This window comes from Micromonospora sp. L5, assembly GCF_000177655.2.
Lineage (GTDB): Bacteria > Actinomycetota > Actinomycetes > Mycobacteriales > Micromonosporaceae > Micromonospora > Micromonospora aurantiaca.
In genome coordinates this window covers 2211167-2234988 of record NC_014815.1, presented here as the reverse complement: position 1 = coordinate 2234988, position 23822 = coordinate 2211167, and the positions used below count along the sequence as shown (strand labels likewise).

The following is a 23822-nucleotide window of genomic DNA, read 5'->3' as shown; positions in this document are numbered from 1 at the left end:
CCGGCTGGTAACTTGCCCCCCGTGACCCCCCGGCGTCGCCTACCGGCGATCCTCCTCCGCCTCGCAGTGGTGCTCGCCGTGCTGGCCGGCATCGTCCTCACCGCGCTCGGCCCGGCCACGGTGACCGGACTGCTGCCGTACTTCACCATCCAGAGCAACGTGGCGGTCGGCGTCCTCGCCCTGTACGCCGCCTGGTGCGCGCTGCGCGACCGGCCGGAGCCACCGAGCGTCCTCAAGGGGGCTGTGACCCTCTACATCACCATCACCGGCACGGTCTACCACCTGGTGCTGGCCAACCCGGCCAGCCCGTTCGCGATGACCCAGCCGGACCGGCAACCGGGCGAGTGGTGGGGCAACCAGTTCCTGCACACTGTGGTGCCGTTGCTGGCGGTCGCCGACTGGGCGCTGTTCGACAGGCGCGGCCGGCTGCGCCCCCGTTACGCCGCCTGGTGGCTGGTGTTCCCGCTCGGATACCTCGGGTTCGCGCTGGTACGCGGCCTGATCGTGGACAGGTACCCGTACCCGTTCATCGACGCGGGCGAGCTGGGCTACGACGGGGTGGCGGTCAGCGCGGTCGGGTTCGCCGCGGTGTTCTGGCTGCTGGGCCTGCTGTTCGTGGGCGTGGACCGGCTGCTCGCCCGGGCCGGGCGTGCCGATGCGGCGGAGGAGCCACCCGCGGCCGGGCCGGTGGAGCCGACGACGGCAGCCGAGCCGGGCGCCTCGACGGCAGCCCAGCGGGAGACCACCGGCTCGGCCTGAGCGGCGGCCGGTCAGGCGGCCCGGTCAGGCGGCCCGGTGGGCCGGCCGGCCGGCGCGCATCCGCCGGCCCGAGCCGCGTTCCCGGCCGTACGAGTCGGCTCTTCCCCACCGGCCCGGCACGTCGAGCAGCTCGATCCGCCCGAACCCGCTCGGGACGGCCGGGTTCACCAGCAGGTTCTCCCCGCACGGACGCAACCCCAGCATCGTCGCCAGCAGCATCAGCAGCCCACCGGAGGCCCACGACTGCGGTCGCCCGGCCTCCGGCAACTGGACCGGGTACTTGGTCAGCGCGCGGGGGTAGCCGGCGATCGCCTCCGGGACCGAGCCGCCGAGCGTCTCCGCCATCGCGAACACGCCCGCGGCGATGTCGGCCGCCTCCTCGTCGAAGCCGTACCGCCGCAGGCCCGCCGCGACGATCGCGTTGTCCCAGGGCCAGACCGCGCCGAGGTGCGGGCCGACCGGGTTGTACGGCATCTGCCCCTGCGCGTAGGTGCGCACGCCCCAGCCGGAGAACAGGTCCGGCCCGCGCAGGTGCCCGGCCAGCGCGTCGGCCCGGTCCGGCTCCACGATGCCGCTCCACAGCAGGTGCCCCAGGTGCGAGGTGAGCGCGTCGACCGGCTCGCCGTCCGGCGTGAGCGCCAGCGCGTAGTAGCCCCGCTGCGGCAGCCAGAAGTCATTGTTGAACCGCTCCCGCAGACGCGCCGCGTCGGCCTCCAGGCGCTCGGCGTAGCCCGGGTCGTCCCAGAACTCCCGGGCCAGGCGGGCGCCCCTGATCCGCGCGTCGTACGCGTACCCCTGGAGCTCGCACGTGGCGCGCGGGTACGGCGGCTCCACCCCGTCCCGGTCGACGATCGCCGCAGGTGTGTTCCGCCAGGTCTGGTTGGCCACCCCGTTCACCGTGTTGCGTGGCCGGTAGCGCAGGTAGCCGTCGCCGCACTGGTCGCCGTACCGGGTCAGCCAGTCCAGCGCCATCCGGGCCGGGTGCCGCAACTCGTTGACCAGGTCGGTGTCACCGGTCCAGCGCTCGTACTCGTCGAGCAGGATCACGAACAGCGGCGTGGTGTCGGCCGCCCCGTAGTAGATCGCGGTGGGCTGCTCCTCGAACGCGGCCGCCTCGCCGTATCGCAACTCAGCGACGATCTTGCCGGGCTCCTCCTCGTGGTAGTCGTCGAGCCGGCCGCCCTGCACCATCGCCAGCATGTGCAGCGTGCCCGGGGTCAGCTCGGGCGTGAACGGCAGCGTCTGGAGGCAGGTGATCAGCGCGTCCCGCCCGTACAGCGCCATCGCCCAGGGCATCCCGCCGACCGGCACCCGGTCGGTGTAGGCCAGCGGCATGTACCGCAGGGCGGCCAGGTCGGTCAGGGCCTGCCGGTACACGGCGGTCAGCGCGGACCGGTCGGAGACCAGTTGCGGCGCCCGGTCGAACCACCGTTCGAGGCCGTCCCGCATGTCCTGGCGGACGTGCTGCCTGTGGGACTCGATGTCGGCCCGCAGGTCCCGTCCGCCCGCGCCTTGGATGATCAAGGCGACGTGCAGGTCGACGTGCCACTCGCCATGCGGCTCGACGCGGATCCGGAAGGTCATCCCGCGCGCGTCCACCTCGCCCGGGACGGTGCTGGAGACGCACGTCTCCCGGGTGAACCGCCCGCGCTCGTACCGGATCCGCAGCCGCTGCTGCTCCGGTTCGGGGATGACGGTCGGGTGACGCGGGCCGGGACGCAGGATCTCGGAGGTGTCGGCGAAGTCGCCGGCCATCTCCATCCGCACCGTGTACTCGGCGGGTTCGGCCGAGTGGTTCAGCACCGTGAGGCTCTCGTGGTACGCCTCGTCGATCGAGCGGTGCCGGATCACCGAGACGTCGGCGTCCACGTAGTGGCTGGCCGCGCCCGGCACCAGCACGAAGCGGGTCTCGAAGTAGGTCAGGTCGTCGCGGGACAGCGCGTGCAGCCGCTCGCCGTCGATCGTGAGCACCCAGTGGGACAGGAACCGGGTGTCGAACGAGAACAGGCCGATCGGGGCGCACGGGTCGCGTTCCATGTCGCCCTGCGCGTCGCTCAACGCGAACGCGTTGCCCGCGAGGACGTGGACCAGTTCCTCCCTCATCGGGCCGCCGCCCGCTCACCGGCCACGTCGCGGGGATCCCGGGCGTCCGGCGGGCCGGGGAAGATCCGGCGCAGCGTCATCAGCAGCTTCAGCTCGCCGCGCGCGGCGAGGTCGTTGCGCAGCAGCGCGGCGGCCGGGTGCAGGCGCCCCGCCGCGATCCGGTCGAACACCTCCCGGTTCGCGCCGACCACCAGGTCCGCCTCCTCGGCCAGGCGGTCCACCCGGACGTCCTGCCGGTCGATGGTCAGGTACCAGTGCTCGGTGCAGCCCTCGACGCGCAGATCCAGGCGGATGGTGCCGGAGGTGGTCTCGGGCAGCTCCGGGTGCCGGCCGGCGGTCCCCCGGGTCAGATGTTCCACGGCCGAGACGCTCATCGGGCCTCCTCGTCGGTGGTCGCGGGCGCCCGCCTGCCGGCGCCGCTCGTCCCGCAGCGTCCCCGCGTCGCGGGTGAGGCGAACTCACCCGGTCCGGGTGAGGTGCGGCGGAGCGGCGGGTATCCCTGGGCCCATGCCGACAACCGGGGACGCCACCGCCGACCGGGTGCTGCTCGCGCTGCTGACCATGCAGCGTGAGTCCTGGGAGCAGGGGATCCTCGGTCAGGCACTGCTCGACCTGGGCCTGGACGAGGCCGCGGTGCTGGTCGCCGACGCCGCGGTGACCCGGCAGAGGCCGGACGGGCGGCTCGGGGAGCCGGCCGGCTCAGTGGGCGCGGTGAACGGCGCCGCGTGCGGTGAGGTGGTCCGGCACGCCGCGCGCCGCACCGGCGACCGGCGGTACGGCGTGGCGCTGGACGCCCAGCTCGACTGGCTGACCCGCCGGGCACCGAGGGCCGCCGACGGCACGCTGTTCCACCTGCTCGACGGCCGCCAGGTCTGGGCGGACACGATCTACATGGTGGTACCGCTGCTGGCGCTCACCGGCCGGACCGAGGCGGCCGCCGCCCAGGTCGCGGGGCACCGGCGAAGGCTGTACGACGCGCGCACCGGCCTGTACGCCGCCCGCTGGGACGAGGACCGGGGCGAACCGGACCGGCCCGGCCCCTGGGGCACCGGCAACGGCTGGGTGGTCGCCGGAATCGCCCGCGCGCTGCGGCTCGCGCCGGACTGGCCGGGTGACCTCCGCGCCGGGCTGGCCGGGCACGTCGAGGAGGTGCTGACCGCCTGCCTCGCGTACCGGGGCGCGGACGGCCTCTTCCCCGACGTGCTGGACGAGCCGGACGCGTTCCGCGAGGCCAACACCGCCCAGCTGCTCGGGTACGCGGCCCTCACCGGAGTGGCCGACGGGTGGCTGGCCCGGTCGTGGTTCGAGGCGGGCGCGGACCTGCTCGCGGCCGCCGCCCGGCGGATCGACGCGTACGGCCGGGTGACGGGCGTCAGCGGGGCGCCGGACTTCGAGCGCCCCGGCACCTCACCCGAGGCGCAGGCGTGTCACCTGCTCGGGCACGCCGCGCTGCGCCGGGCCGGTGCGTCGCTCAGCGCAGGATGAGCCCCCGCACGTACGCGGCCTGACCGGCGTGCTGGAAGTCGTCGTCGAGCACGCTCACCAGCCGCACCCCGAGCGTCACAGGCGGATCCCAGTTCTCGTCCACCACCCGGTCCAGGTCGGCCGCGCTCAGCCCGCGCAGGTACGCCAGGCTCCGGTCCACCACCGCCCGGTGGTAGTCCAGCAGCACGCCGCCGTTCTCGGGGCGTACCGCGGCGATCTGCTCCGGGCCGTGCCCGAAGCCGGTGTCGGCGGGGTCCGGCGGCAGGCCGCACCGCCCCGCCCAGTCGCCGGTGGCCCAGAGCTGCGGCTCCCCCATCACGTCGGCGACATGGTCGTCCTGGATCCGCGTCAGGTGCCAGACCAGCCAGCCGACCGGGTTCGCCCCGTCGGCCGGCGCCTGCCGCAGCTGGGCCGCGTCGAGCCCGTCGAGCGCCCCGGTGACCAGATCCGGCAACCGCCCGTACGCCTCGGTCAGCACGTCTGTCACGTCCACGCGCGCCTCACTCCCCTGTCCTGTCGTGCGTACCCTCGGGCAGTACCGCCCAGCGTGCCCGGCAAACCTCGGCGCGGGCCCCGCCTCTAGGGTGATCGCGTGGTCGCGGCGCTGGAGCTGTATCTGGACACCGACGCCACCCGGCGAATCCGGGTGCTGTGGGACCTGCTGGAGTCCGACGGGGTGCCGAGCATGCGTTCCCTGCTGGCGCAGCGGCACCGCCCGCACGTCTCGCTGGCTGTCGCGCCCCGCCTGGACCCGCAGCGCGTCGCCGAGGCGCTCGCCGGAACCGTGGTGGCCGCGCCGCTGCGGCTGGAGTTCCAGCACGCCGGGCAGTTCCTCGGGCGGGTGCTCTGGCTCGGGCCGGCGCCGACGCCCGAGCTGCTGGCGCACCACGCCGCGGTGCACGAACGGCTGGCGCGGGCCGGCGTCGAGGTGGTCGAGCACTATCGGCCGGGCCGCTGGGTGCCGCACTGCACGCTGTCCATGCGGGTGCCGAACCCGCTGATGGGCGCGGCGGTGCGCCGCTGCCTGGAGGTGCTGCCGCTGACCGCGACGGTGGTCGGCGCGGCGGTGGCCGACCACGCCCGCGACATCTCCCACCCCCTCCCCTGACTCCCTCCCCGCCCCGCCCCGCCCCGCCAAGATCCACGCCACCTCGGGGAGGTGGCTGCATCAGACCCCCTCCGACAGCCCCACCTCGCCGAACCGGTGTCGATCCATCCACAGCCGTGATCCACACCACCTCCCCGAAGTGGTGCCATCCCGCCCCATGATCAACACCAGGCCGGGGAAGTGGGGGCATCAGACCATCGCCGATGCAGCCACCTCCCCGACCTGGTGTCGATCATGGTCGGGCGGTGAGCTGGCGCCAAGGGAAGGCGGGTCACTGCCGAGGGGCGAGGTCGAGGAGGAAGGTCGGGTAGTCCGGCTGCGGGCACCTGTCGCCCCGGTGGCCGAGCCGCTCGTAGAACGGCGCCGCCCGCTCGTGGTGGGCCTGCCACTCCAGGTGCCGCGCCCGCCCGGCGGCCCACCGGCGGACCGCGTCGAACAACGACCTGCCCACCCCGTCGCGGCGGCGGTCCGCCCGGACGTACAGGTCGTGCAGGCGTACGGTGCGGTGCGCGTCACCGGAACGCAGGTGCGGCCCGTGGTCCTGGGCGGCGGCGTACCCGGCCAGCCCGCCCGCGTCGGTGGCGCCGAGCAGCGCCCAGCAGGGGTCGGCCAGCAGCGCGGCGAACCGCAGCCGGTGGGCCTCCGGCGGGTCGCCGCCCACGCCCATGTCCCGCAGCATCGGCCACAGGTGCGGCCAGTCCGGCACGCGCAGGTCCCGCACGATGATCGGCATCGGTCCAGGATGCGGGCGGGACAGCGCGGCGGCGACCGGGTTTCGCGCCATCTGCGGCCACCCTGACGATCGGGGCCGAACCGACGCAAGCTGGTAAAAGCGCAGGTCAGAGCCATTCTGGCCACCCGAAGACGTGCGGCCGGAGCGGCAGCGAAGCACGTCGAAGGAGAGCCTCATGGCCGCACCCGTCGTCCGTTCCGTCACCGCCGACCAGACCGTCCTGCTGCCCGGGCAGTCGACCACCGTCCGGGTCGACGCCTATCACCCCGACTCGCGCCTGCTGACGCTCGCCGGCCGGGTCAGCGACCCCACCGGCGTCACCTGGGACAGCCCGGTCCGGGTGGACCTGAGCGTCCCGCTGACCATCCAGCTCGCCGGCGCCTCGCCGGGGGTGACCGTCACACCGAGCGGCGCCGAACCGGGCCGCTTCACAGTCACCGTGCTGGCCGGCCGGGGCACGGTGACGCTGACCGCGACGGCGCGTGACGGCGCCGGCCGCACCGGCACGGGCACCACCACGCTGACCGTGCCGCTGCTGGTCGGGATGAGCGCCGAGAAGGGCGCCCGGACGCAGCGCGCGGTGGCCGACTATCCGGGCATCCGCTACATGCGCGACTTCGGCACGGACGGCCCGGACGCGGACGCGCTGCCGGAACTGCCCCCGCTGAACGCCGGCAAGTTCGCCGACGCGCCCTCGGCCGTCATGCACGTCAGCTGGAAGGACGACGTCGAGCAGCTGGCCGGCTGGCTCGACGGCGTGAATCGCCCGATCTATCTGACCTGGTACCACGAGCCGATGGGCGACGTGGCCCCGGCCACGTATCGGGCGACGGCGAGCCGGGTGACGCAGATCCTGGCGGCGCACCGCAACCGGCGGTGGGTGCTCGGGCACGGCCCGATCGTGACCCGCTACTGGCTGGACGAGGGGCGTGGCAACCCGGCCGACTGGGGTTACCCGGGCATGACCCACTACGGCGTGGACTGCTACTCCCGGGACACCGCCGCGTACTGGCCCGCCTCCCGGATGTTCGGCGTGGCCTTCGGCAAGGTACGCGCCGCGTACCCGGGCATCCGGCTGCTGGTGCCCGAGTACGGGCTGAGCCGTACCGCCGCGGACACCACCGGCGCGGGCCGGGCACGGACGATCCGCGAGCACGTCACGTGGCTGCGGCAGCAGACCGACGTCGACGCGATCGCGTACTGGAACAACTGGGCCGAGTTCGAGCTGGGCGACCCGCCGCCCGAGGCCACGGCCTGGCGCGATCTCCAGGTGGACGGGGCATAGACTGGGTCCATGAGGCGGAGTCGGTGACCAGCGGGGGCGTGACGTACCCGGGCTACACCCATGGCTGCCTCGCCTACGACGACCCGGCCACGCTGCGCGCGCTGGCGGTCGAGCAGGTAAGCGCCGGTCTCGCCGCCGGTGAGCAGGTATGGGTGGTCTGTCCGGAGGATCGCGCCACAGTCACCGGCTGGCTGGCCTCGGTCCCCGGGGTCGACGCCGCGCGCCGGCGGGACGCGCTACGGCTGGTTCCCGTCGGCGAGGCGTACCGGCACGACGAGATCGTCGACCCCGACCGGCAGGTCCGGGCGTACGTGCGGGCCACCACCGAGGCGCTCACCGCCGGGCACACCGGCCTGCGGGTGCTGGCCGAGGCGACGAGCCTGGTCCGCACCCCCGCCCAGCGGGACGCGTTCGCCCGCTACGAGCACCGGATCGACCACTGGATGCGGCACCGGCCGATGTCGGCGGTCTGCGCCTACGACCGCCGGCAGCTGGACGACGCGGCGATCGCCGAGCTGGCCTGCCTGCACTCGGTGACGAACGCGGACGTGCTGTTCCGGCTGCACGCCGGCGACGGCGACTCGGTGGTGGCGCTGGCCGGCGAGCTGGACCCGTCCAACCACCGGGACTTCGCCGCCGCGCTGGAGCGGGCCGACCCGCGGCCGGTGGCGGGCCGGGTCGTGTTCGACGCCGCCGAGCTGCGTTTCGTCGACCACCGCAGCCTGCTGCACCTGCGCGACCACGCCCGCCGGCACGACGCCGTCGCGGTGCTGCGCACCCCGAGCCGCGCCCCGGCCCGGCTCGTCGACCTGCTCGGCCTGTCGGAGGTACGGGTGGAGGTCGTCCGATGAGGAGCGGCGCGGCCTTCGGCCACGTGGGCTACTTCCACGAGGCGTTCGTCTACGACTCCGAGGAAGAGCTGCTGGCGGTGGCGCTGCCGTTCCTGCTGGACGGGATCGCGGCCGGCGAGCCGACGGCGGTGAACCTGGACGAGCGCAACGCCGAGCTGGTGCGCCGGGCGCTGCCCACCGGCGCCGAGGTCACGTTCCTGCCGGTCGGTGACGTCTACGCCCGTCCCAGCGTCGCGCTGCGTTCCTACCGGAAGCTGCTCGCGTCGTACGTGGCGGCGGGGGCGGCGCAGATCCGGATGGTCGGCGAGCTGCCGCCGGTGCTGCTCGGCGCGACCTGGGACTGGTGGGCGCGCTACGAGTCGGCGATCAACCACGCCTACGACGACTTCCCGCTCTGGGGCATCTGCGCCTACGACCGGCGGGGCACGCCCGCGCACGTGCTCGCCGACGTGGCGCGTACCCACCCGCTGGTGGCACGGACGGACGGCGGGCACGAGACGGCCGGTCTCTACACCGACCCGACGAGCTATCTGACCGAGTTCCGTCCGGCGCCCGCGGACCCGGTGCAGCGGACCGCGCCGCTGGTCGAGCTGGTCGACCCGACGCCGGCCCGCGCCCGCGCGGAGGTGCGCGCCGCCGACCGTGGCCTGCTGCCGCCCGACGGCCTGGACGGCCTGGTGATCGCGGTCAGCGAGGTGGTGAGCAATGCGCTGCGCCACGGTGAGCCGCCGGTGTGCCTGCGGTTGTGGCGCGCGCCGGACCGGATCGTGGTGACCGTCCACGATCGGGGGACCGGCCCGAAGGACCCGTTCGCCGGGCTGCTGCCGGCGGGCGACGGTTCCGACGGCGGTCTGGGCCTGTGGATCAGCCACCAGAGTTGCGACCACGTGACGTACCACAGGGACGCGACCGGCTTCACCATCCGCCTGACGGCGGGGAACCCGCACTTCCCGGTCTGACCGTGCCGCCGGTCGGCGGGCAGGAGGGCGGGGCGGGGCGAGCCTCGCGCGCGGACGCGGTACCGTAGCGCCTCATCGTGCCCTGCGGGGCGGTCATCCGCCGGCCTGGCGCTGGCGAACCGACGGAGGATGGCGAATGTCCAACGGTGCCGAGCCGTTCGCACCCCACGACGACCTGTCCGGGCGGCCCCGGTTCGATCCCGCGTTGCGCGGCTACGACAAACGTCAGGTGGACCGGTACGTCGAGCAGATCGACGCCGAGGTGAGCGCGCTGACCGCCGCGCGGGACCGGGCGTACGCGCAGGTGCGCGACCTGACCGCGCAGGTGCAGCGGGTGCAGGCCGAGGCGGTGGAGCTGCGCGACCGTCCGACGGCTGTGGACCGGGCGTCCTTCCGCGACCTCGGCCCGATGGTCGACCAGATCCTGGACCTGGCCGAGAAGCAGGCCGGCCAGATCACCGACGTGGCCACCCGGCGCGCGGAGGAGGTCCAGGGGCAGGCGGAGAAGCTGCTCGCCGCCGCGCAGGAGCAGGCCGCCCGGGAGCGGCGGGAGCTGGACGAGGAGCTGTCCGCCCGCCGGGCCGAGCAGGAGCGGGTGGACGAGGAGCGGCGGGCCGCCGCGCAGGCGGAGCTGACCGCGGTGCGGGAGCTGGCGGAGAAGCTGCGCGTCGAGGGTCAGGCCGCGCACGACCGGGCCCAGCAGGAGGCGAAGCGGATCACCGAGCAGAGCGTGCAGCAGGTCGAGCAGGCGCGCTCGGCGTCCGAGGCGCTGGTGAAGGCCGCGCGGACGCAGATCCAGCAGGAGGTCCAGGCCAACCGCAGCAAGGCCCAGCAGGAGCTGGCCCAGTGGCAGGCCACGATGGCCAAGGAACTGGACGAGCGGCGGGCCGCCGCCGAGCAGGAGCTGGCCGACCGGGCCGCCGCCGCGGAGAAGGACATCGCCTCGCTGGTCGCCGAGGCGCAGCAGTACGCCACCGAGGTCCGGGAGCGGGCCGACGAGGAGACGGCGGCGCACCAGGAGCAGCTCGCCGGCGTGCAGCGGGAGATCCAGCAGCGGCAGGAGACGCTGACCGGGCTCAAGGCGGAGCTGGAGAGCGTCTCCCGGCAGCTGGAGGACACCCGCCGGGAGATCGCCACCATCGAGCGGACCGGCGCGGAGGTGGAGGAGCGGCTGGTCGGCGTACGCCGGGAGCTGGCCGCGGAGACCAAGCGGCTGGACGAGGCGCGGCGCGCCGCGGACCTGGCCGAGCAGCACGCCAAGGAGACCCGGGCCCGGGTGCAGCGGGAGGCCAAGCGGGTCGCCGACCTGGCCGCGGCGGCGGTCATGGCGGCCGCCGCGGGCGGCGGGGAGACAGCCGAGTACCCGCAGGTGGCGGCGCGCCCGCCGATCACCGTGCCGGCCGAGGTGACGCCCCGGGCCGTGGACGGGCGGACCGAGCCGGACGCGATCGAGCCGGACCGGTCGGAGCCGCCGGTCGTGGAGCCGTTCGTCGAGCGGCTGGACGGGCCGAGCTTCGACGCGTTCGCGGTCCGCACGCCGGCTCCGCGCGGTGTGCCCGAGGCGGAGACCACGGGTACGGACAACGGCGTACCGGCCACCGCCTGAGACTTCGGCGCCGCCGGTCCGGGCCGGGCCGGCGGCGCCGCATCTTGCCCATCGACCTTGCTATATGCAAATATTTGGATCGATCTGCTGGTGCATCTCGATCTTTATTCGGGGGTTGACGGGTATGCGGAAGATTTCCTCGATCGGTGCCGCCGTCGTCCTGACCGTCGCCTCGGCGGGCGCCGTGGTGGCCGGTACGGCCGGACCGGCCAGCGCCGGGTGCAGCCACTCGCACTCCAACGTGGACGGCAAGTTCGGCCAGCTGTTCAACGCCACGAACGTCAACATCCGCACCGGCCCGCACACCACCTGCGCCTCCCTGGGCTACGGGCAGCTCAGTCACACGGTCGACTTCCACTGCTTCGCCAGCGGTGATCGGGTCACCGCGAACGGCAAGACCACCTACACGTGGACGTACCTGCGGGACGTCACCACAGGCGTCTCCGGCTGGGTCGCCGACGCGCTGCTGGACAACCTCGGCGGCAACGTCGCCTGCTGAGCGGGACCACCCGGCACGCCCACGCCGGGCAGAATGACAGGACATGACCGGCCTGCACCCGCCCGTCGAGCCGTACGCCACCCACCGGATCCCGGTCGGTGACGGCCACGTCCTGCACGTGGAGGAGGTCGGGCGGCCGGACGGCGTACCCGTGGTGTTCCTGCACGGTGGGCCCGGCGGCGGCCTGGTGCCGGTGGCCCGCCGGTTCTTCGACCCCGACCGTCACCGGGCCGTGCTGTTCGACCAGCGCGGCGCCGGCCGCAGCACCCCGCACGGCGAGGTGCGCGCCAACACCACCTGGCATCTGGTGGCCGACCTGGAGACCATCCGGCAGCGGCTGGGCATCGACTCGTGGCTGGTGTTCGGCGGGTCGTGGGGCACCACGCTCGGCCTGGCGTACGCGCAGGCGCACCCGGATCGGGTGACCGGGCTGGTCCTGCGCGGCGTGCTGCTGCTGCGGCGCAGCGAGCGGGACTGGTTCTACCAGGGCGGGCTGCGCCACCTCCAGCCCGAGGAGTGGGAGCGGTTCGTCGCGCCGATCCCGCCCGGCGAACGCGACGACGTGCTGGCCGCGTACCACAGGCGGTTGCACGGCCCGGACGAGGCGCGGGCCCGGGAGTACGCGCGGGCCTGGGGGCGGTGGGAGGCGGTCAACTCGTCGCTGCGGCCCGACCCGGAGCTGCTCGCCCACTTCACCGCCGACGACCAGGCGCTGCCCGTGGCCCGGATCCTGTCGCACTACGCGGTGCACGGCGGCTTCCTCGCCGAGGGCCAGTTGCTCGACGGCGTGGACCGGATCCGGCACCTGCCCGCCGTGATCGTCAACGGCCGGTACGACCTGTGCTGCCCGCCGGTGTCCGCGTACGACCTGGCCCGCCGGTGGCCGGAGGCGACGCTGCGGATCGTGCCGGACGCCGGGCACTCCGCCGCCGAGCCGGGTGTGACCCGGGAGGTGCTGCGCGCGCTCGACGAGGTGACCGCGAGGGTCGGCTGACCGGGCCGGTCGGACCCCCGACAGCCCGGCGGGCGAGCCTGGTCATCCGGGGGCGCCGCTGGCAAGATCGGCCGGGTGACGGGTGCGCTGTACGCGGTCAGTGACCTCCACGTGTCGTACGCGGAGAACCGCGCCGTGGTGGACGGCCTGCGGCCGGAGACGGCGGACGACTGGCTGATCGTGGCCGGTGACGTCGGCGAGGTCTTCGCCGACGTGGAGCGGACGCTGCGGCTGCTGCGCGACCGGTTCGCGCGGGTGGTGTGGGCGCCCGGCAACCACGAGCTGTGGACCCACCCCAACGACCCGGTGACGCTGCGCGGGGTGGCCCGTTACGACGCGCTGGTCGCGATGTGCCGCGAGCTGGGCGTGCTGACCCCGGAGGACGACTACCCGGTGTGGCGGGGCGAAGGCGGGCCGGTCACCGTGGCGCCGCTGTTCCTGCTCTACGACTACTCGTTCCGCGCGCCCGGCACCACCACCAAGGAGGAGTCGCTGCGCGCGGCGTACGACGCCGGTGTGGTGTGCACCGACGAGATGATGCTGCACCCCGACCCGTACCCGGACCGGGAGTCCTGGTGCGCGGCGCGGCTGGAGGTGACGCGTCGGCGGCTGGAGGCCACCGACCCGGCGCTGCCGACAGTGCTGGTCACCCACTGGCCGCTGGTGCGGCAGCCCACCGAGGTGCTCTGGTTCCCGGAGTTCGCCCAGTGGTGCGGCACCGACCGGACGGCCGACTGGCACGTGCGCCACCGCGCCGCCGTCGCGGTCTACGGCCACCTGCACATCCCCCGCACCACGCACTACGACGGGGTGCGCTTCGAGGAGGTGTCGCTGGGCTACCCGCGCGAGTGGCGGCGCCGCGGCGGCGAGCCGGCGCCCATGAAACGGATCCTCGGATGATCGGAACGCTGCTGCCGGCCGGGGCGCTGGCCGTCGAGGCGTTCGCCGACGTGCCGGACGAGACGCCGTACCCGGGCGAGGAGGACCTGGTGGCGCGCGCGGTGGCCGCGCGCCGCCAGGAGTTCGTCACCGCCCGCCGCTGCGCGCGGGAGGCGCTGGCCCGCCTCGGGTACGCCCCGGCGCCGATCCGTCCCGGCCCCCGCCGGGAGCCGGTCTGGCCGGACGGCGTGGTGGGCAGCATCACGCACTGCACCGGCTACCGGGCGGCGGCGGTGGCCCCGGCCGGGGCGCTGGCCGGGCTCGGCATCGACGCGGAGCCGCACGAGCCGCTGCCCGACGGCGTGGCGGGGATCGTCCTCACCGCGGGTGAGCCGGAGCGGCTGGCCGCGCTGCGTGACGCCGACCCGGCGACGCACTGGGACCGGCTGCTGTTCAGCGCCAAGGAGTCGGTCTACAAGGCGTGGTACCCGCTGACCGGGCGCTGGCTCGGGTTCGAGGAGGCGGAGCTGACGTTCGACCGGGCCGGCCGGTTCACCGCCCGGATCCTGGTCGACGGCACCCGCACCGACGGCGGCCCGCCGCTGGACGTCCTGGACGGCCGCTGGCTGGTCGGCGGCGGGCTGCTGCTCACCGCCGTGGCCGTGCCGCGCCGGTCCTGACCGGCGTTACCGCGATTGTTCCGGTTTGCCCGCCCTGACCTGGGGTACGGCCGAAGGGGCCTGGACATTTCGCTGTAGGAGGACAGGTCCTGATGGAATCCAGCAAGCCCACCCAGATCGTCAAGGGTGTCGTCGAAGCCGCCGTCGAGAAGGTCGGCGACGCGCTGACTCCGGACGTGCCGGGCGCTCCCGGCAGCGCGCCGCCACCGCTGGAGGAGCCGACCACGCCGCACGGGCCGCTGCCGCCCAAGGACGAGCAGGGCGCGCCGGACACCCGGACCCCGACCGGCGCCGAGACCGGCGTGCCGAAGATCGCCAAGGGGCAGCAGGGCGCTTACCTCACCACCGCCAACGGCGCCCGGCTGCGCGACACCGACCACTCGCTGAAGGCCGGTCCGCGCGGCCCGGTCCTGCTCCAGGACCACCACCTGCGGGAGAAGATCACCCACTTCGACCACGAGCGGATCCCGGAGCGGGTGGTGCACGCCCGGGGCGCGGGCGCGCACGGCACGTTCGTCGCGTACGGCACGGCCGAGGAGGTGACCCGGGCCGGGTTCCTGAAGAAGGGTCGCGAGACGCCGGTCTTCGTCCGCTTCTCCACGGTGCTGGGCTCGCGCGGGTCGGCCGACACGGTCCGCGACACCCGCGGTTTCGCCACCAAGTTCTACACCGACGAGGGCACGTTCGACCTGGTCGCCAACAACATCCCGGTGTTCTTCATCCAGGACGCGATCAAGTTCCCGGACGTCATCCACGCCGGCAAGCCGCACCCGGACCGGGAGATCCCGCAGGCGCAGAGCGCACACGACACGTTCTGGGACTTCGTCTCGCTGCACACCGAGGCGCAGCACCACACCATCTGGAACATGTCCGACCGGGGCATCCCGCGGTCCTACCGGACCATGGAGGGCTTCGGCGTGCACACGTTCCGCATGGTCGACGAGGCCGGTGCGACGGTGCTGGTCAAGTTCCACTGGAAGCCGAAGCTGGGCGTGCACTCGCTGACCTGGGAGGAGGCGCAGCTCATCGGTGGTATCGACCCGGACTACCACCGCCGCGACCTGTACGACGCGATCGAGGCCGGCGCGTACCCGGAGTGGGAGCTGGGCATCCAGGTCTTCCCGGACACGCCCGAGGAGACGTTCGCCGGGATCGACCTGCTCGACCCGACGAAGATCGTGCCGGAGGAGCTGGCGCCGGTGCAGCCGATCGGCAAGCTCACCCTGAACAAGACGCCGCGCAACTTCTTCGCCGAGACCGAGCAGGTGGCGTTCCACGTCGGGCACCTGCCGCCCGGCATCGACGTGACGAACGACCCGCTGTTGCAGGGCCGCCTCTTCTCGTACGTGGACACGCAGCTCACCCGCCTCGGCGGGCCGAACTTCACCCAGATCCCGATCAACCGGCCGCACGCCGACGTCAACGACATGCTGCGTGACGGCTTCCACCAGCACGCGGTGCACGCGGGCGTGGCGCCGTACCGGCCGAACTCGCTCGACGGGGGCAACCCGTTCCCGGCCGGCGACCGCGAGCACGCGTTCGTGGACACGCCGGTGACTGTGGCCGAGGCGCCGAAGGTACGGGCCGCGCCCGCCTCCTTCGACGACCACTACAGCCAGGTACGCCTGTTCTGGCAGAGCATGTCGCCGGTGGAGAAGGAGCACATCATCCGGGCGTACACGTTCGAGCTGGGCAAGTGCTACCACCAGGCGATCAAGGAGCGGCAGCTCCAGTGCCTGGCGAACGTCGACCCGGTGCTGTGCGAGCAGGTGGCGATCGGTCTGGGCCTGCCCGTGCCGCAGCCCACGGTGCCGCAGGCGGAGGTGCAGCCCAGCCCGGCGCTGTCCCAGGTGGGCCGGGAGTGGCCGGCCGACGGCCGGATGGTCGGCATCGTGGTCGACGCCCAGGCCGACCTGGGCGACGTGCACGAGGTACGCCGGGAGGTCTTCGCCGCCGGCATGGTGCCGCTGCTGATCGCCGCGCACGGCGGCACCGTCGACGGGCTGCCGGTGCAGCGCACGTTCGCCACCGGCCGCTCGGTCGAGTTCGACGCGGTGCTGCTGGCCGGCGCCCCGGCCCCGGCGCCGGACGCGCTGCCGGCCCGCGACGCCAAGGCCGGCGCGCCGGGCTCCCCGACCGTCGACCCGCGGGTGCTGCTGCTGGTCGAGGAGGCGTGGCGGCACGCCAAGGTGATCGGCGCCTGGGGCGCGGGCGCCGAGGTGCTGCACCAGGCCGGTGTCACAGGCACGCCGGGCGTGGTGACCGGTGGTTCCGGCACGGAGGTGCTCGGCGAGGTGCAGCGGCTGATGGCGGCGCACCGGGTCTGGGAGAGGTTCCCGGCCTCGGTCGCCTGATCCCGAGTCGCGCGTGGGGCGGTCCCGGACGGGGCCGCCCCACGCTGTGCGTACGCCACCGCTCACCGGCCGTCACTCATCGACGGTCGTCGTTGACGCCTTAGTTAATACTCTTTAATATTTGGGCCACCTCGAGGAAGACCCCCATCCGCCCCCGTCCCCCGGGAAGGCCCTCGATGCCCAGACCTCACGTCCGGCGGCGCCTCGCCGCCGGTGCGCTCGTGCTGGCCACCACCGCCGCGGCGCTCACCCTCGCCCCGACCGCCGCCGAGGCGGTGGTCCTCCCGAACAACTTCAAGAGCGTCGGCTACATGCCGTCCTGGAGCGGCAACGTCAACACCGTCCAGTACGGCAAGCTCACCCACATCAACTACGCGTTCGTGCTCCCCAACGGCGACGGCAGCCTGCGCCCGGTGGAGAACCCGGGCAAGCTGTCCTCACTCGTGTCGCTCGGGCACGCCAGCAACGTCAAGGTCTCCATCGCCGTCGGCGGCTGGAACGACGGCGACGACTCCGCGTTCGAGGCGCTCGCCGCCAACTCCGGCACGCGCACCGCGTTCGTCAACAACCTGATCGCCTTCGTCAACCAGTACAACCTCGACGGCGTCGACATGGACTGGGAGTACCCCGACCCGGGCGCCTCGGCGAACAACTACACGCTGCTCATGCAGCAGCTCGGTAGCGCCCTGCACAGCCGCGGCAAGCTGCTCACCGCCGCCGTGGTCTCCGAGGGCTACTACGTCGACGGGGTGCCCACAGCCGTCTTCGGCTCGGTGGACTGGCTGAACATCATGGCGTACGACGGCGGCAGCCCGCACGCCGGCTACGACTGGTCGATCGCCAGCGTCAACAGGTGGAAGTCGCGCGGCCTGCCCGCCGCCAAGGCGGTGCTCGGCGTGCCCTTCTACAGCCGGCCCGGCTACTACACCTACTCGGCGCTTGTCGGCATGGACCCGGCCAACGCCAACCGGGACTGCACCACTGTCGGCGGCGCCCAGCAGTGCTACAACGGCGTACCGACAGTGAAGCGCAAGACGCAGTGGGCCCTGGCGAACGCCGGCGGGATGATGAACTGGGAGCTGTCGCAGGACACCACCGGTTCGACCTCGCTGGTCAGCGCGATCTACGACACCGTCACCGGCGGTGGCACGCCGCCGTCCGGGCGTACCGGGCCGATCACCGGCATCGGCGGCGCCTGCGTGGACGTGGCGGCCGCGAGCACCGCGAACGGCACCGCGATCCAGCTCTACGGCTGCAACGGCACCGCCGCGCAGAGCTGGACCGTCGCCGGTGACGGCACGCTGCGGGCGCTGGGCAAGTGCCTGGACGTGACGAGCGCCGGCACCGCGAACGGCACCAGGATCCAGCTCTGGGACTGCAACGGCACCGGCGCCCAGACCTGGCAGGCCCAGAGCAACGGCACGCTGCGCAACCCGGCGTCGGGCCGGTGCCTGGACGCCACCGGCAACAGCTCCGCCAACGGCACCCGGCTGCAGATCTGGGACTGCTTCGGCGGCGCCAACCAGGTCTGGCGGCTGCCGGCCTGATCGGGCTTCCCCGCCGGGCGGCCCGGCCCGGCGGGGGCCGGCCTCACCAGCGGTTACGGGCCTCCTCGGCCCAGCCGACCAGGCCGTCCAGATCCACGCGCCCGCCGTCGTCGGTCGCGGCCCAGCCGGTGAAGTGCCCGAAGCACTGGTGCGTCTCCCCGGCCAGCACGAGCAGGTTGGTCCGCGCCACCCGCTCGTGGAACGGGTGGAACGTGACGTCCACCCGGTCGTCGGTGATCCGCCACGGCCGCAGCCAGTCGGTACGGTCGTACGCCCAGGTCAGGTCGGCGCCGATCTTGTGCAGCCGCCCGTCGACGAAGACCGCGTTCTCGGTCGAGCCGGTGCCGTCGGTCCACTTGCCGCCGAGCTGGATCGCCCGGCCCGGTCCGCTGCCGGCCGCCCAGTTCCACCGCACCGCGTACCGCCACTTGCCGCGGCCGTGGTCGAGCGCCGCGTACGACCCCTCCCCCACCGGGTACGCCGTGCCGTCCACTGTGATCGTGCCGTGCACCGGCCGGCCGATGTCCTTGACCGTGTACTGGAACCGGCGGGTGCTCCACGGCACCACCACGCCGAGAGACTCGTGGCCGGGCGGCAGCGGCACGGTCAGGTCCACCTCGACACCTGGCGCGCTCGCCCGCACCGTACTGCCGTCCGGGCCCTGCTCCACAGCGATGGTCAGCTTCCCGCCCCGGGCGCGGACCGGTCCGGTGCCGCTCACCGGCGGCAGCACCGTGCCCCGGGCGAACGGCACCACAGCCTCCGCCGTCGTCTCCCGCCCGGTACGCCGGTCGAGCAGGTAGAGGCTCTGCACCCCGGCGTAGTCGAGCGACGACGCGACCAGGCCGAGGATGTGCGTCGGCGTGACCACGCCCCAGTGCTCCCACCGCTTGGCCCGGCCCCAGCCGCGCAGGTTCGCCCGGTGCAGCGGCCGGCGGCTCCAGCCGACCGCGTCCGGGTTCAGCCGCCCGTCCGGCCGGCACAGGTCGACCGGCTCGGTGATCTCCCGCTCATGCGTCATCGCCGCAGGCTACCGACGGCGGCACGGGCCCGGCGGGCGGCCTGGACGGCCGTCCCGCCGGGCCGTCGCGTCAGCGGCCCTGCTTGGCGCGGCAGATCTCCACCGGCACCGCCGGGGCGCCGTCGACCGGAGCCGGGTCCTCGGGGGTGGGCGCGATGCCGCCGGCCGAGATCCGGTCCAGCGTGGCCAGCCCGGCCGCGTCGACCTGGCCGAACACGGTGTAGTTGGGACGCAGCGCCGAGTCGGCCTGCACCAGGAAGAACTGGCTGCCGTTGGTGTCCGGGCCGGCGTTGGCCATGGCGAGCGTGCCGCGCGCGTACAGGCGGCGTACGCCCGTCGGGTCGGTCGGCGCGGGCGGCAGGTCGGTGGGCAGCTCGTCGCGGTAGCGGTAGCCCGGGCCGCCCTCGCCCGTCCCGGACGGGTCGCCGCACTGGAGGACCGTGAGCGTCGGGTACGCGGTGAGCCGGTGGCAGGGCGTCCGGTCGTAGAAGCGCTTCCGGACCAGGTGCAGGAAGCTCTGCACGGTGCACGGCGCCTGCTCGCGGTCCAGCGTCAGCCCGATCGGCCCCTGGTTGGTGCGCAGCGTGACCCGCACGGTGCCCCGGTCCGGCGTACGGCGCGGGTCCGGCGGCAGCGGCACCGGACGGGCGGCCGGCTCGTCCGGCGTGGGCGTGTACGCGCACGGCCCCTTCGTGGGCGCCGGGTCGGCGGCGGGTGCCGCGGTCGCGGCGACACCTGCGGCGGCGACGATCGTCGCGGCGGCCACGCTCACCCCGGCGAGGCGGGCCAGCAGGGGTAATGCGGCGTGCGTTCGGGTTTCGCTCGACACGGTGGTCCTCCCTGGACTCGTGGTACCAGAACGACCGGAGTCTATGGACCGGGTCACCCGATGTCGACGCGGGCGCTCCGGCGGGTCGAAAGTCGGTTGCCGCCCCGGGGCCGCCTCCGCGAGGCTGAGCGGCATGACGTTCTGACGGATCGCATCCCCGCCCGCAGGCCCTCCGCGCCGCCTGCCGTCCGCCGTCCTCCGCGTTCTCTTCCAGAAACGAGCGTCTGTGTCCGCGTACCCCTCCGGGCGGGCCGTCGTGCCCGCCACCGTCTCCGTCTTCTCCTCCCCCGGCAGCTGGATCGAGTCCGCCGCGCTCGACCAGTGCCGTCAGGTCGCCGCCCTGGACGGCATGGCGCACGTCGCCGCCATGCCCGACCTGCACCCCGGCAAGGGCGCGCCGATCGGTGCCGCGATGTCCTCGACCGTGCTCTACCCGTTCCTCGTCGGCTCCGACATCGGGTGCGGCATCGCGGTCTTCCCGATCGCGCTGCGCCGGGTCGTACCCGAGCGGCTCGCGGCCCGGTTCCCCGACCTGGACCGGGCGCTCGACCCGGACCGGGACGCCGACGACCCGGCCTGGTCGGTGCTCGACGGCGACGTGCCAGCCGGTCACCTCGACGGTCTCGGCACCGTCGGGCGCGGCAACCACTTCGTCGAACTGGCCCGCGTCGGGCCGATCCTCGCGGCGGAGCACGCCGCGCGGCTCGGACTGGACGCCGGTGACCTGGTGCTCGTGGTGCACTCCGGGTCGCGCGGGCTGGGCGAACGGATCCTGCGCGAGCACACCGAGACGCACGGCGCCGGTCCCGCGCCCGACCCGGACGCCTACCTGGCCCGGCACGACGCGGCAGTGCGGTGGGGGTCGCTCAACCGGCGGCTGCTGGCCGCGCGGGTCGCGTACGCGCTGGGCGCCGAACCCACCGAACCGGTCGTCGACCAGTGCCACAACCTGGTCGAGATCCGCGACGGGCGCTACCTGCACCGCAAGGGCGCGGCGCCGGGCGACGGCCGGGACGTGCTGATCGCCGGAACCCGTGGCACGCCTTCCTATCTCGTGGCGGCGCACGCCGGGCCGGACGCCGGCTACTCGGTGGCGCACGGCGCCGGGCGCAAGATGTCCCGCGCCGACGCGCTGCGCCGGGGCCGGGCCAAGCACACCGTCGAGGAGCTGCGCCGTACGCCGGTCGGCTCGATCGTGGTGTGCGGCGACCGGCAGTTGCTGTTCGAGGAGGCGCCCACCGCGTACAAGCGCATCGAGCAGGTCATCGGCGACCTGGTGGCGCACGACCTCGCCACACCGGTCACCACAACGGTTCCGCTGGTCACCTACAAGACGCCGGACGTGGGCCGCCGCGACGAGCGCCGGAAGGGCCGCCGGTGACCGAGCTGCTGCTGTCCGCCGGACGCGGACCGGCCGAGTGCGCGTGGGCGCTGGCCCGGCTGCTGTCCCGCCTGGAGGGCGAGGCGGCCCGGCGGGGCCTGCGTACCGAACGGGTCGAGACGGTGCCCGGCGACCGGGCCGGCACCTACCGGTCGGTGCTGGTCCGGATCACCGGCGCCGGGGCGGAGGCGTTCGCGGCCGGGTGGACCGGCACGCTCTGCTGGCAGGCGCCCAGCCCGTACCGGACGGGCCACGGACGGAAGAACTGGTACGTCACCGCGCGGACGTGCCGGACCGACGTGGTGGTCACGCCGTTCCACGAGGCCGACGTCGAGTTCGTGCCGTGCCGCACCGGCGGGCCGGGCGGCCAGCACCGCAACAAGGCGAGCACCGCCGTCCGGGCCACGCACCGCCCGTCCGGCCGGACCGTGGTGGTGGACACCGAACGGCACCTGCACCTCAACCGCCGGATCGCGGTCGAGCTGCTGCGGCAGCGGATCGCCGCCGACGACGAGGCGGCCCGGCGCGCGGGCGTCGACGCCCGCTGGCGGGTCCACGACGAGCTCGTGCGCGGTGACCCGGTACGGGTGGAACGCCCCTGACACGGCCCGGTCCGCCGCGCGTGAGGGCCCCGGCTACCGTGGGCGCGGCGGACGGGCAGCCCGGCCCGCCGGCGTACGGCGCGCGAGGAGGATTGATGCGGCGGAGAAGGAGCGGCCAGTACAGCGCGTACTCCGCCGACCCCGGGCAGGTCACCGACGGCGCCCGCGACATGGACCGCGTCCGGTGAACCCGCTCGTGCAGCGCTTCCGCGCCGTCGTCGCGATGTGGATCCTCGTCGGCTCGGGCGGGTTCCTGCTGGCCGGGTTCCTCGGCCTCGCTCTGCTGACCCAGACGGGTCCGTTCGCGGCCGCGGCGCTGCGCGGCGCCTCGACGAGCTGGCCCTGCCGGTGACCGGGATGCGCCTGCACGTGGGCTGTGCCATGTGGACGCACAAGTCCTGGTCCGGCCGCTTCCTGCCGCACCCGCTGCCCGCACACGAGCGGCTGCGCGCGTACGCCGGGTGGTGCGACGCCGTGGAGGGCAACACCACGTTCTACGCCACCCCGGCCCGGGAGACGGTGGCGTCCTGGGCCGACCAGACCGCGCCGGGCTTCCGTTTCCTGCCGAAGCTGCCGAAGGTGGTCACCCACGAGCGCCGGCTCACCGGCGGCGAGGCCGAACTGCGGGCGTTCCTGCACGCGATGGAGCCGCTCGGCCCCCGGGCCGACGCGCTCTGGATCCAGCTGCCCGGCTCGTTCGGCCCCGGCGACGTGCCCGACCTCGACCGGTTCCTGCGCACGCTGCCCACCACCCACAGGTACGCCGTCGAGGTCCGCCACCCCGCCTTCTTCACCGAGCCCGGTGCGGTACGTGCGCTGGAGGCGACGCTGCACCGGGCTGGCGCGGAGTGGATCCCGTTCGACACCACAGCGTTCTTCCGGACGCCGCCGACGAGCGACGCCGAGCGGGAGGCGTGGACGCGCAAGCCGCGCCTGCCGCTGCGTACCCGGGCGCTGACCGACCGGCCGATCGTGCGCTACCTGGGCCGCGACGACCCGGCCCGCACGGTCGAGGGCTGGCAGCCGTGGCTGGACGTGGTGACCGGCTGGCTGCGGGAGGGCCGCTCGCCGACCGTGTTCGTGCACACGCCGGACAACGCCGACGCGCCCGAGCTGGCCCGCCGCTTCCACGACCAGGTCCGCGAGCGGGTGCCCGGGCTCGCGCCGCTGCCCGAGCCGGAGCCGGTCGGCCCGGCCACGCTGTTCTGAGCGCCGGGTGGGATCGCCGCCAGCCCGCTCAGCCTGCCCGGCCGCCCTCGGGCGGGGGCAGGCGGTCGTCGTACGCGCCGGACCGTCCCGCGTACCGCTCCCCGCGCAGGAACGGCAGCGGGTTCGGGGTGCAGCCGTGCAGGCCGAGCGTCTGCTGCTGCATCACCGGCGCCGGACGTCCCCGCCCCGGGCAGCGCTCGTGCCCGTGACCCAGACGGTGGCCGACCTCGTGGTTGACCACGTACCGGCGGTACGCCGCGAGATCGCTGCCGTAGGCGGGCGCGCCGCGCACCCAGCGGGCCACGTTGACCACCACCCGGTCCCCGCTACGGCAGGACGTGTACCGGTCCGGCCCGTCCCCGCACAGGTCGTCGCGCGTACCGGGAGTGGCGAGGTAGACGGTGAAGTCGGCGGGCCCGCGGGCGCCGACGCGGCGCAGGGCGATCCGCCCGTCGGTCGTCCAGCCACCCGGGCCGGTGAGGATGCCGGTGACCTGCGCCGCGAAATCGGCCGGTGGCAGACCGGTGATGTCGCGCTCCACCGCCACCCGGTAGCGCAGCAGCCGGCCCGTACCCCCGTGGGTGGCCGGCTCGGCGGCGGCGAACCGCCACTCGTCGCCGCCGTCGGCGGGATAGCCGATCCGCGCCGGACGGGACCGGACGGGCGCCGCCGCCGACGCGGACGGCACGGCGGCGGACGGCCCGGCCGGTCCGGACGGCGCGACTGCGGGCTGATCGGCCACGGCCGGTGTGCAGCCGGCCAGCGACACCGCCAGCGCGATCACGGCGGCGCCGCCGCGTGTCCGGTCCACGGTCCTGGTCATCTCGTCTCCCCTCGGCGCCCGGTCGGGGGCACGGGGATGAGGACGGGTGACCCGTCGCGGAAGTTGGTCCGGCGGGGACTCAACCTTTTCCGCGTCCCGCACGTCCCTACCGGGG

The 23822-nt window shown here is 74.3% G+C and carries 24 protein-coding genes; 17 read left to right on the top strand and 7 right to left on the bottom strand.

Features of this window, described 5'->3' with window-relative positions:
• The first annotated feature begins 21 nt into the window (after positions 1–21).
• Entirely contained in the window at positions 22–759 is a 738-nt protein-coding gene (locus tag ML5_RS10840) for a Pr6Pr family membrane protein (RefSeq protein ID WP_013474711.1), read from the top strand.
• 24 nt (positions 760–783) lie between these two features.
• On the opposite strand, the gene ML5_RS10835 is transcribed toward ML5_RS10840, so the two are convergent.
• Both ML5_RS10835 and ML5_RS10830 read right to left on the bottom strand, forming a co-directional pair.
• Positions 784–2862 (bottom strand): glycogen debranching N-terminal domain-containing protein, encoded by a 2079-nt coding sequence (locus tag ML5_RS10835; protein ID WP_013474710.1) that lies wholly within the window; start codon positions 2860–2862, stop codon positions 784–786.
• On the bottom strand, positions 2859–3236 hold the full coding sequence (locus ML5_RS10830; protein WP_013285235.1) for an SCP2 sterol-binding domain-containing protein: 378 nt from the start codon (positions 3234–3236) through the stop codon (positions 2859–2861). Before ML5_RS10830 ends, ML5_RS10835 begins: the two co-directional genes overlap by 4 nt.
• Positions 3237–3369: 133 nt before the next feature.
• Here ML5_RS10830 and ML5_RS10825 point away from each other — a divergent pair, with 133 nt between their 5' ends.
• Complete coding sequence (locus ML5_RS10825) at positions 3370–4347, top strand: glycoside hydrolase family 88 protein (RefSeq protein ID WP_013474709.1); 978 nt, start codon at positions 3370–3372, stop codon at positions 4345–4347.
• Here ML5_RS10825 and ML5_RS10820 read toward each other — a convergent pair.
• Entirely contained in the window at positions 4334–4840 is a 507-nt protein-coding gene (locus ML5_RS10820) for a DinB family protein (RefSeq protein WP_013474708.1), read from the bottom strand. The genes ML5_RS10825 and ML5_RS10820 overlap by 14 nt on opposite strands.
• 99 nt (positions 4841–4939) lie before the next feature.
• Between ML5_RS10820 and ML5_RS10815 the strand changes: the two genes are divergently transcribed.
• Entirely contained in the window at positions 4940–5455 is a 516-nt protein-coding gene (locus ML5_RS10815) for a 2'-5' RNA ligase family protein (RefSeq protein WP_013474707.1), read from the top strand.
• A 271-nt stretch (positions 5456–5726) separates the two neighbouring features.
• On the opposite strand, the gene ML5_RS10810 is transcribed toward ML5_RS10815, so the two are convergent.
• A complete protein-coding gene (locus ML5_RS10810) occupies positions 5727–6188 on the bottom strand; it encodes a GNAT family N-acetyltransferase (RefSeq protein WP_236619400.1) in 462 nt (153 codons plus the stop codon).
• A 175-nt stretch (positions 6189–6363) separates the two neighbouring features.
• On the opposite strand from ML5_RS10810, the gene ML5_RS10805 reads away from it, so the two are divergent.
• The 10 genes from ML5_RS10805 to ML5_RS10760 all read left to right on the top strand — a co-directional run bounded on the left by ML5_RS10805 (position 6364) and on the right by ML5_RS10760 (position 17842).
• Complete coding sequence (locus ML5_RS10805; RefSeq protein ID WP_013474705.1) at positions 6364–7473, top strand: hypothetical protein; 1110 nt, start codon at positions 6364–6366, stop codon at positions 7471–7473.
• Positions 7474–7496: 23 nt separating this feature from the next.
• A complete protein-coding gene (locus ML5_RS10800; RefSeq protein ID WP_013474704.1) occupies positions 7497–8324 on the top strand; it encodes an MEDS domain-containing protein in 828 nt (275 codons plus the stop codon).
• Positions 8321–9283, top strand: a complete 963-nt coding sequence (locus tag ML5_RS10795) for an anti-sigma factor RsbA family regulatory protein (RefSeq protein ID WP_013474703.1) — start codon at positions 8321–8323, stop codon at positions 9281–9283. Before ML5_RS10800 ends, ML5_RS10795 begins: the two co-directional genes overlap by 4 nt.
• A 136-nt stretch (positions 9284–9419) precedes the next feature.
• A complete protein-coding gene (locus ML5_RS10790) occupies positions 9420–10889 on the top strand; it encodes a hypothetical protein (RefSeq protein ID WP_013474702.1) in 1470 nt (489 codons plus the stop codon).
• Positions 10890–11013: 124 nt separating this feature from the next.
• A complete protein-coding gene (locus ML5_RS10785) occupies positions 11014–11388 on the top strand; it encodes a hypothetical protein (protein WP_013285226.1) in 375 nt (124 codons plus the stop codon).
• Positions 11389–11431: 43 nt separating this feature from the next.
• On the top strand, positions 11432–12382 hold the full coding sequence (gene pip, locus ML5_RS10780) for a prolyl aminopeptidase (protein ID WP_013285225.1): 951 nt from the start codon (positions 11432–11434) through the stop codon (positions 12380–12382).
• 75 nt (positions 12383–12457) lie between these two features.
• Positions 12458–13282, top strand: a complete 825-nt coding sequence (locus tag ML5_RS10775) for a metallophosphoesterase (protein WP_013285224.1) — start codon at positions 12458–12460, stop codon at positions 13280–13282.
• A complete protein-coding gene (locus tag ML5_RS10770; RefSeq protein WP_013285223.1) occupies positions 13279–13941 on the top strand; it encodes a 4'-phosphopantetheinyl transferase in 663 nt (220 codons plus the stop codon). Before ML5_RS10775 ends, ML5_RS10770 begins: the two co-directional genes overlap by 4 nt.
• Before the next feature lie 92 nt (positions 13942–14033).
• Positions 14034–16295, top strand: a complete 2262-nt coding sequence (locus ML5_RS10765) for a catalase (RefSeq protein WP_013474701.1) — start codon at positions 14034–14036, stop codon at positions 16293–16295.
• Between the two features lie 176 nt (positions 16296–16471).
• Positions 16472–17842, top strand: coding sequence for a glycosyl hydrolase family 18 protein (locus ML5_RS10760; protein WP_013474700.1), 1371 nt, complete (start codon positions 16472–16474; stop codon positions 17840–17842).
• A 43-nt stretch (positions 17843–17885) separates the two neighbouring features.
• On the opposite strand, the gene ML5_RS10755 is transcribed toward ML5_RS10760, so the two are convergent.
• The gene (locus tag ML5_RS10755) at positions 17886–18863 is read right to left on the bottom strand and encodes a DUF2804 domain-containing protein (protein WP_013474699.1); all 978 of its coding nucleotides are present in this window, start codon (positions 18861–18863) and stop codon (positions 17886–17888) included.
• A 70-nt stretch (positions 18864–18933) separates the two neighbouring features.
• On the bottom strand, positions 18934–19692 hold the full coding sequence (locus tag ML5_RS10750; RefSeq protein ID WP_013474698.1) for a peptidylprolyl isomerase: 759 nt from the start codon (positions 19690–19692) through the stop codon (positions 18934–18936).
• Positions 19693–19918: 226 nt separating this feature from the next.
• Here ML5_RS10750 and ML5_RS10745 point away from each other — a divergent pair, with 226 nt between their 5' ends.
• From ML5_RS10745 to ML5_RS10735, 4 genes are all read left to right on the top strand, one after another.
• The gene (locus ML5_RS10745; protein WP_013474697.1) at positions 19919–21073 is read left to right on the top strand and encodes an RNA ligase RtcB family protein; all 1155 of its coding nucleotides are present in this window, start codon (positions 19919–19921) and stop codon (positions 21071–21073) included.
• Positions 21070–21675, top strand: a complete 606-nt coding sequence (prfH, locus tag ML5_RS10740) for a peptide chain release factor H (protein ID WP_013285217.1) — start codon at positions 21070–21072, stop codon at positions 21673–21675. Before ML5_RS10745 ends, prfH begins: the two co-directional genes overlap by 4 nt.
• 184 nt (positions 21676–21859) lie before the next feature.
• Positions 21860–22027, top strand: a complete 168-nt coding sequence (locus tag ML5_RS32320) for a hypothetical protein (protein ID WP_013474695.1) — start codon at positions 21860–21862, stop codon at positions 22025–22027.
• A gap of 29 nt (positions 22028–22056) precedes the next feature.
• Positions 22057–22884: a DUF72 domain-containing protein gene (locus ML5_RS10735; RefSeq protein WP_201766736.1), complete on the top strand. Its 828-nt coding sequence runs from the start codon at positions 22057–22059 to the stop codon at positions 22882–22884.
• A gap of 28 nt (positions 22885–22912) precedes the next feature.
• On the opposite strand, the gene ML5_RS10730 is transcribed toward ML5_RS10735, so the two are convergent.
• Positions 22913–23707, bottom strand: coding sequence for a DUF3152 domain-containing protein (locus ML5_RS10730; protein ID WP_013474694.1), 795 nt, complete (start codon positions 23705–23707; stop codon positions 22913–22915).
• Between the last annotated feature and the right edge of the window lie 115 nt (positions 23708–23822).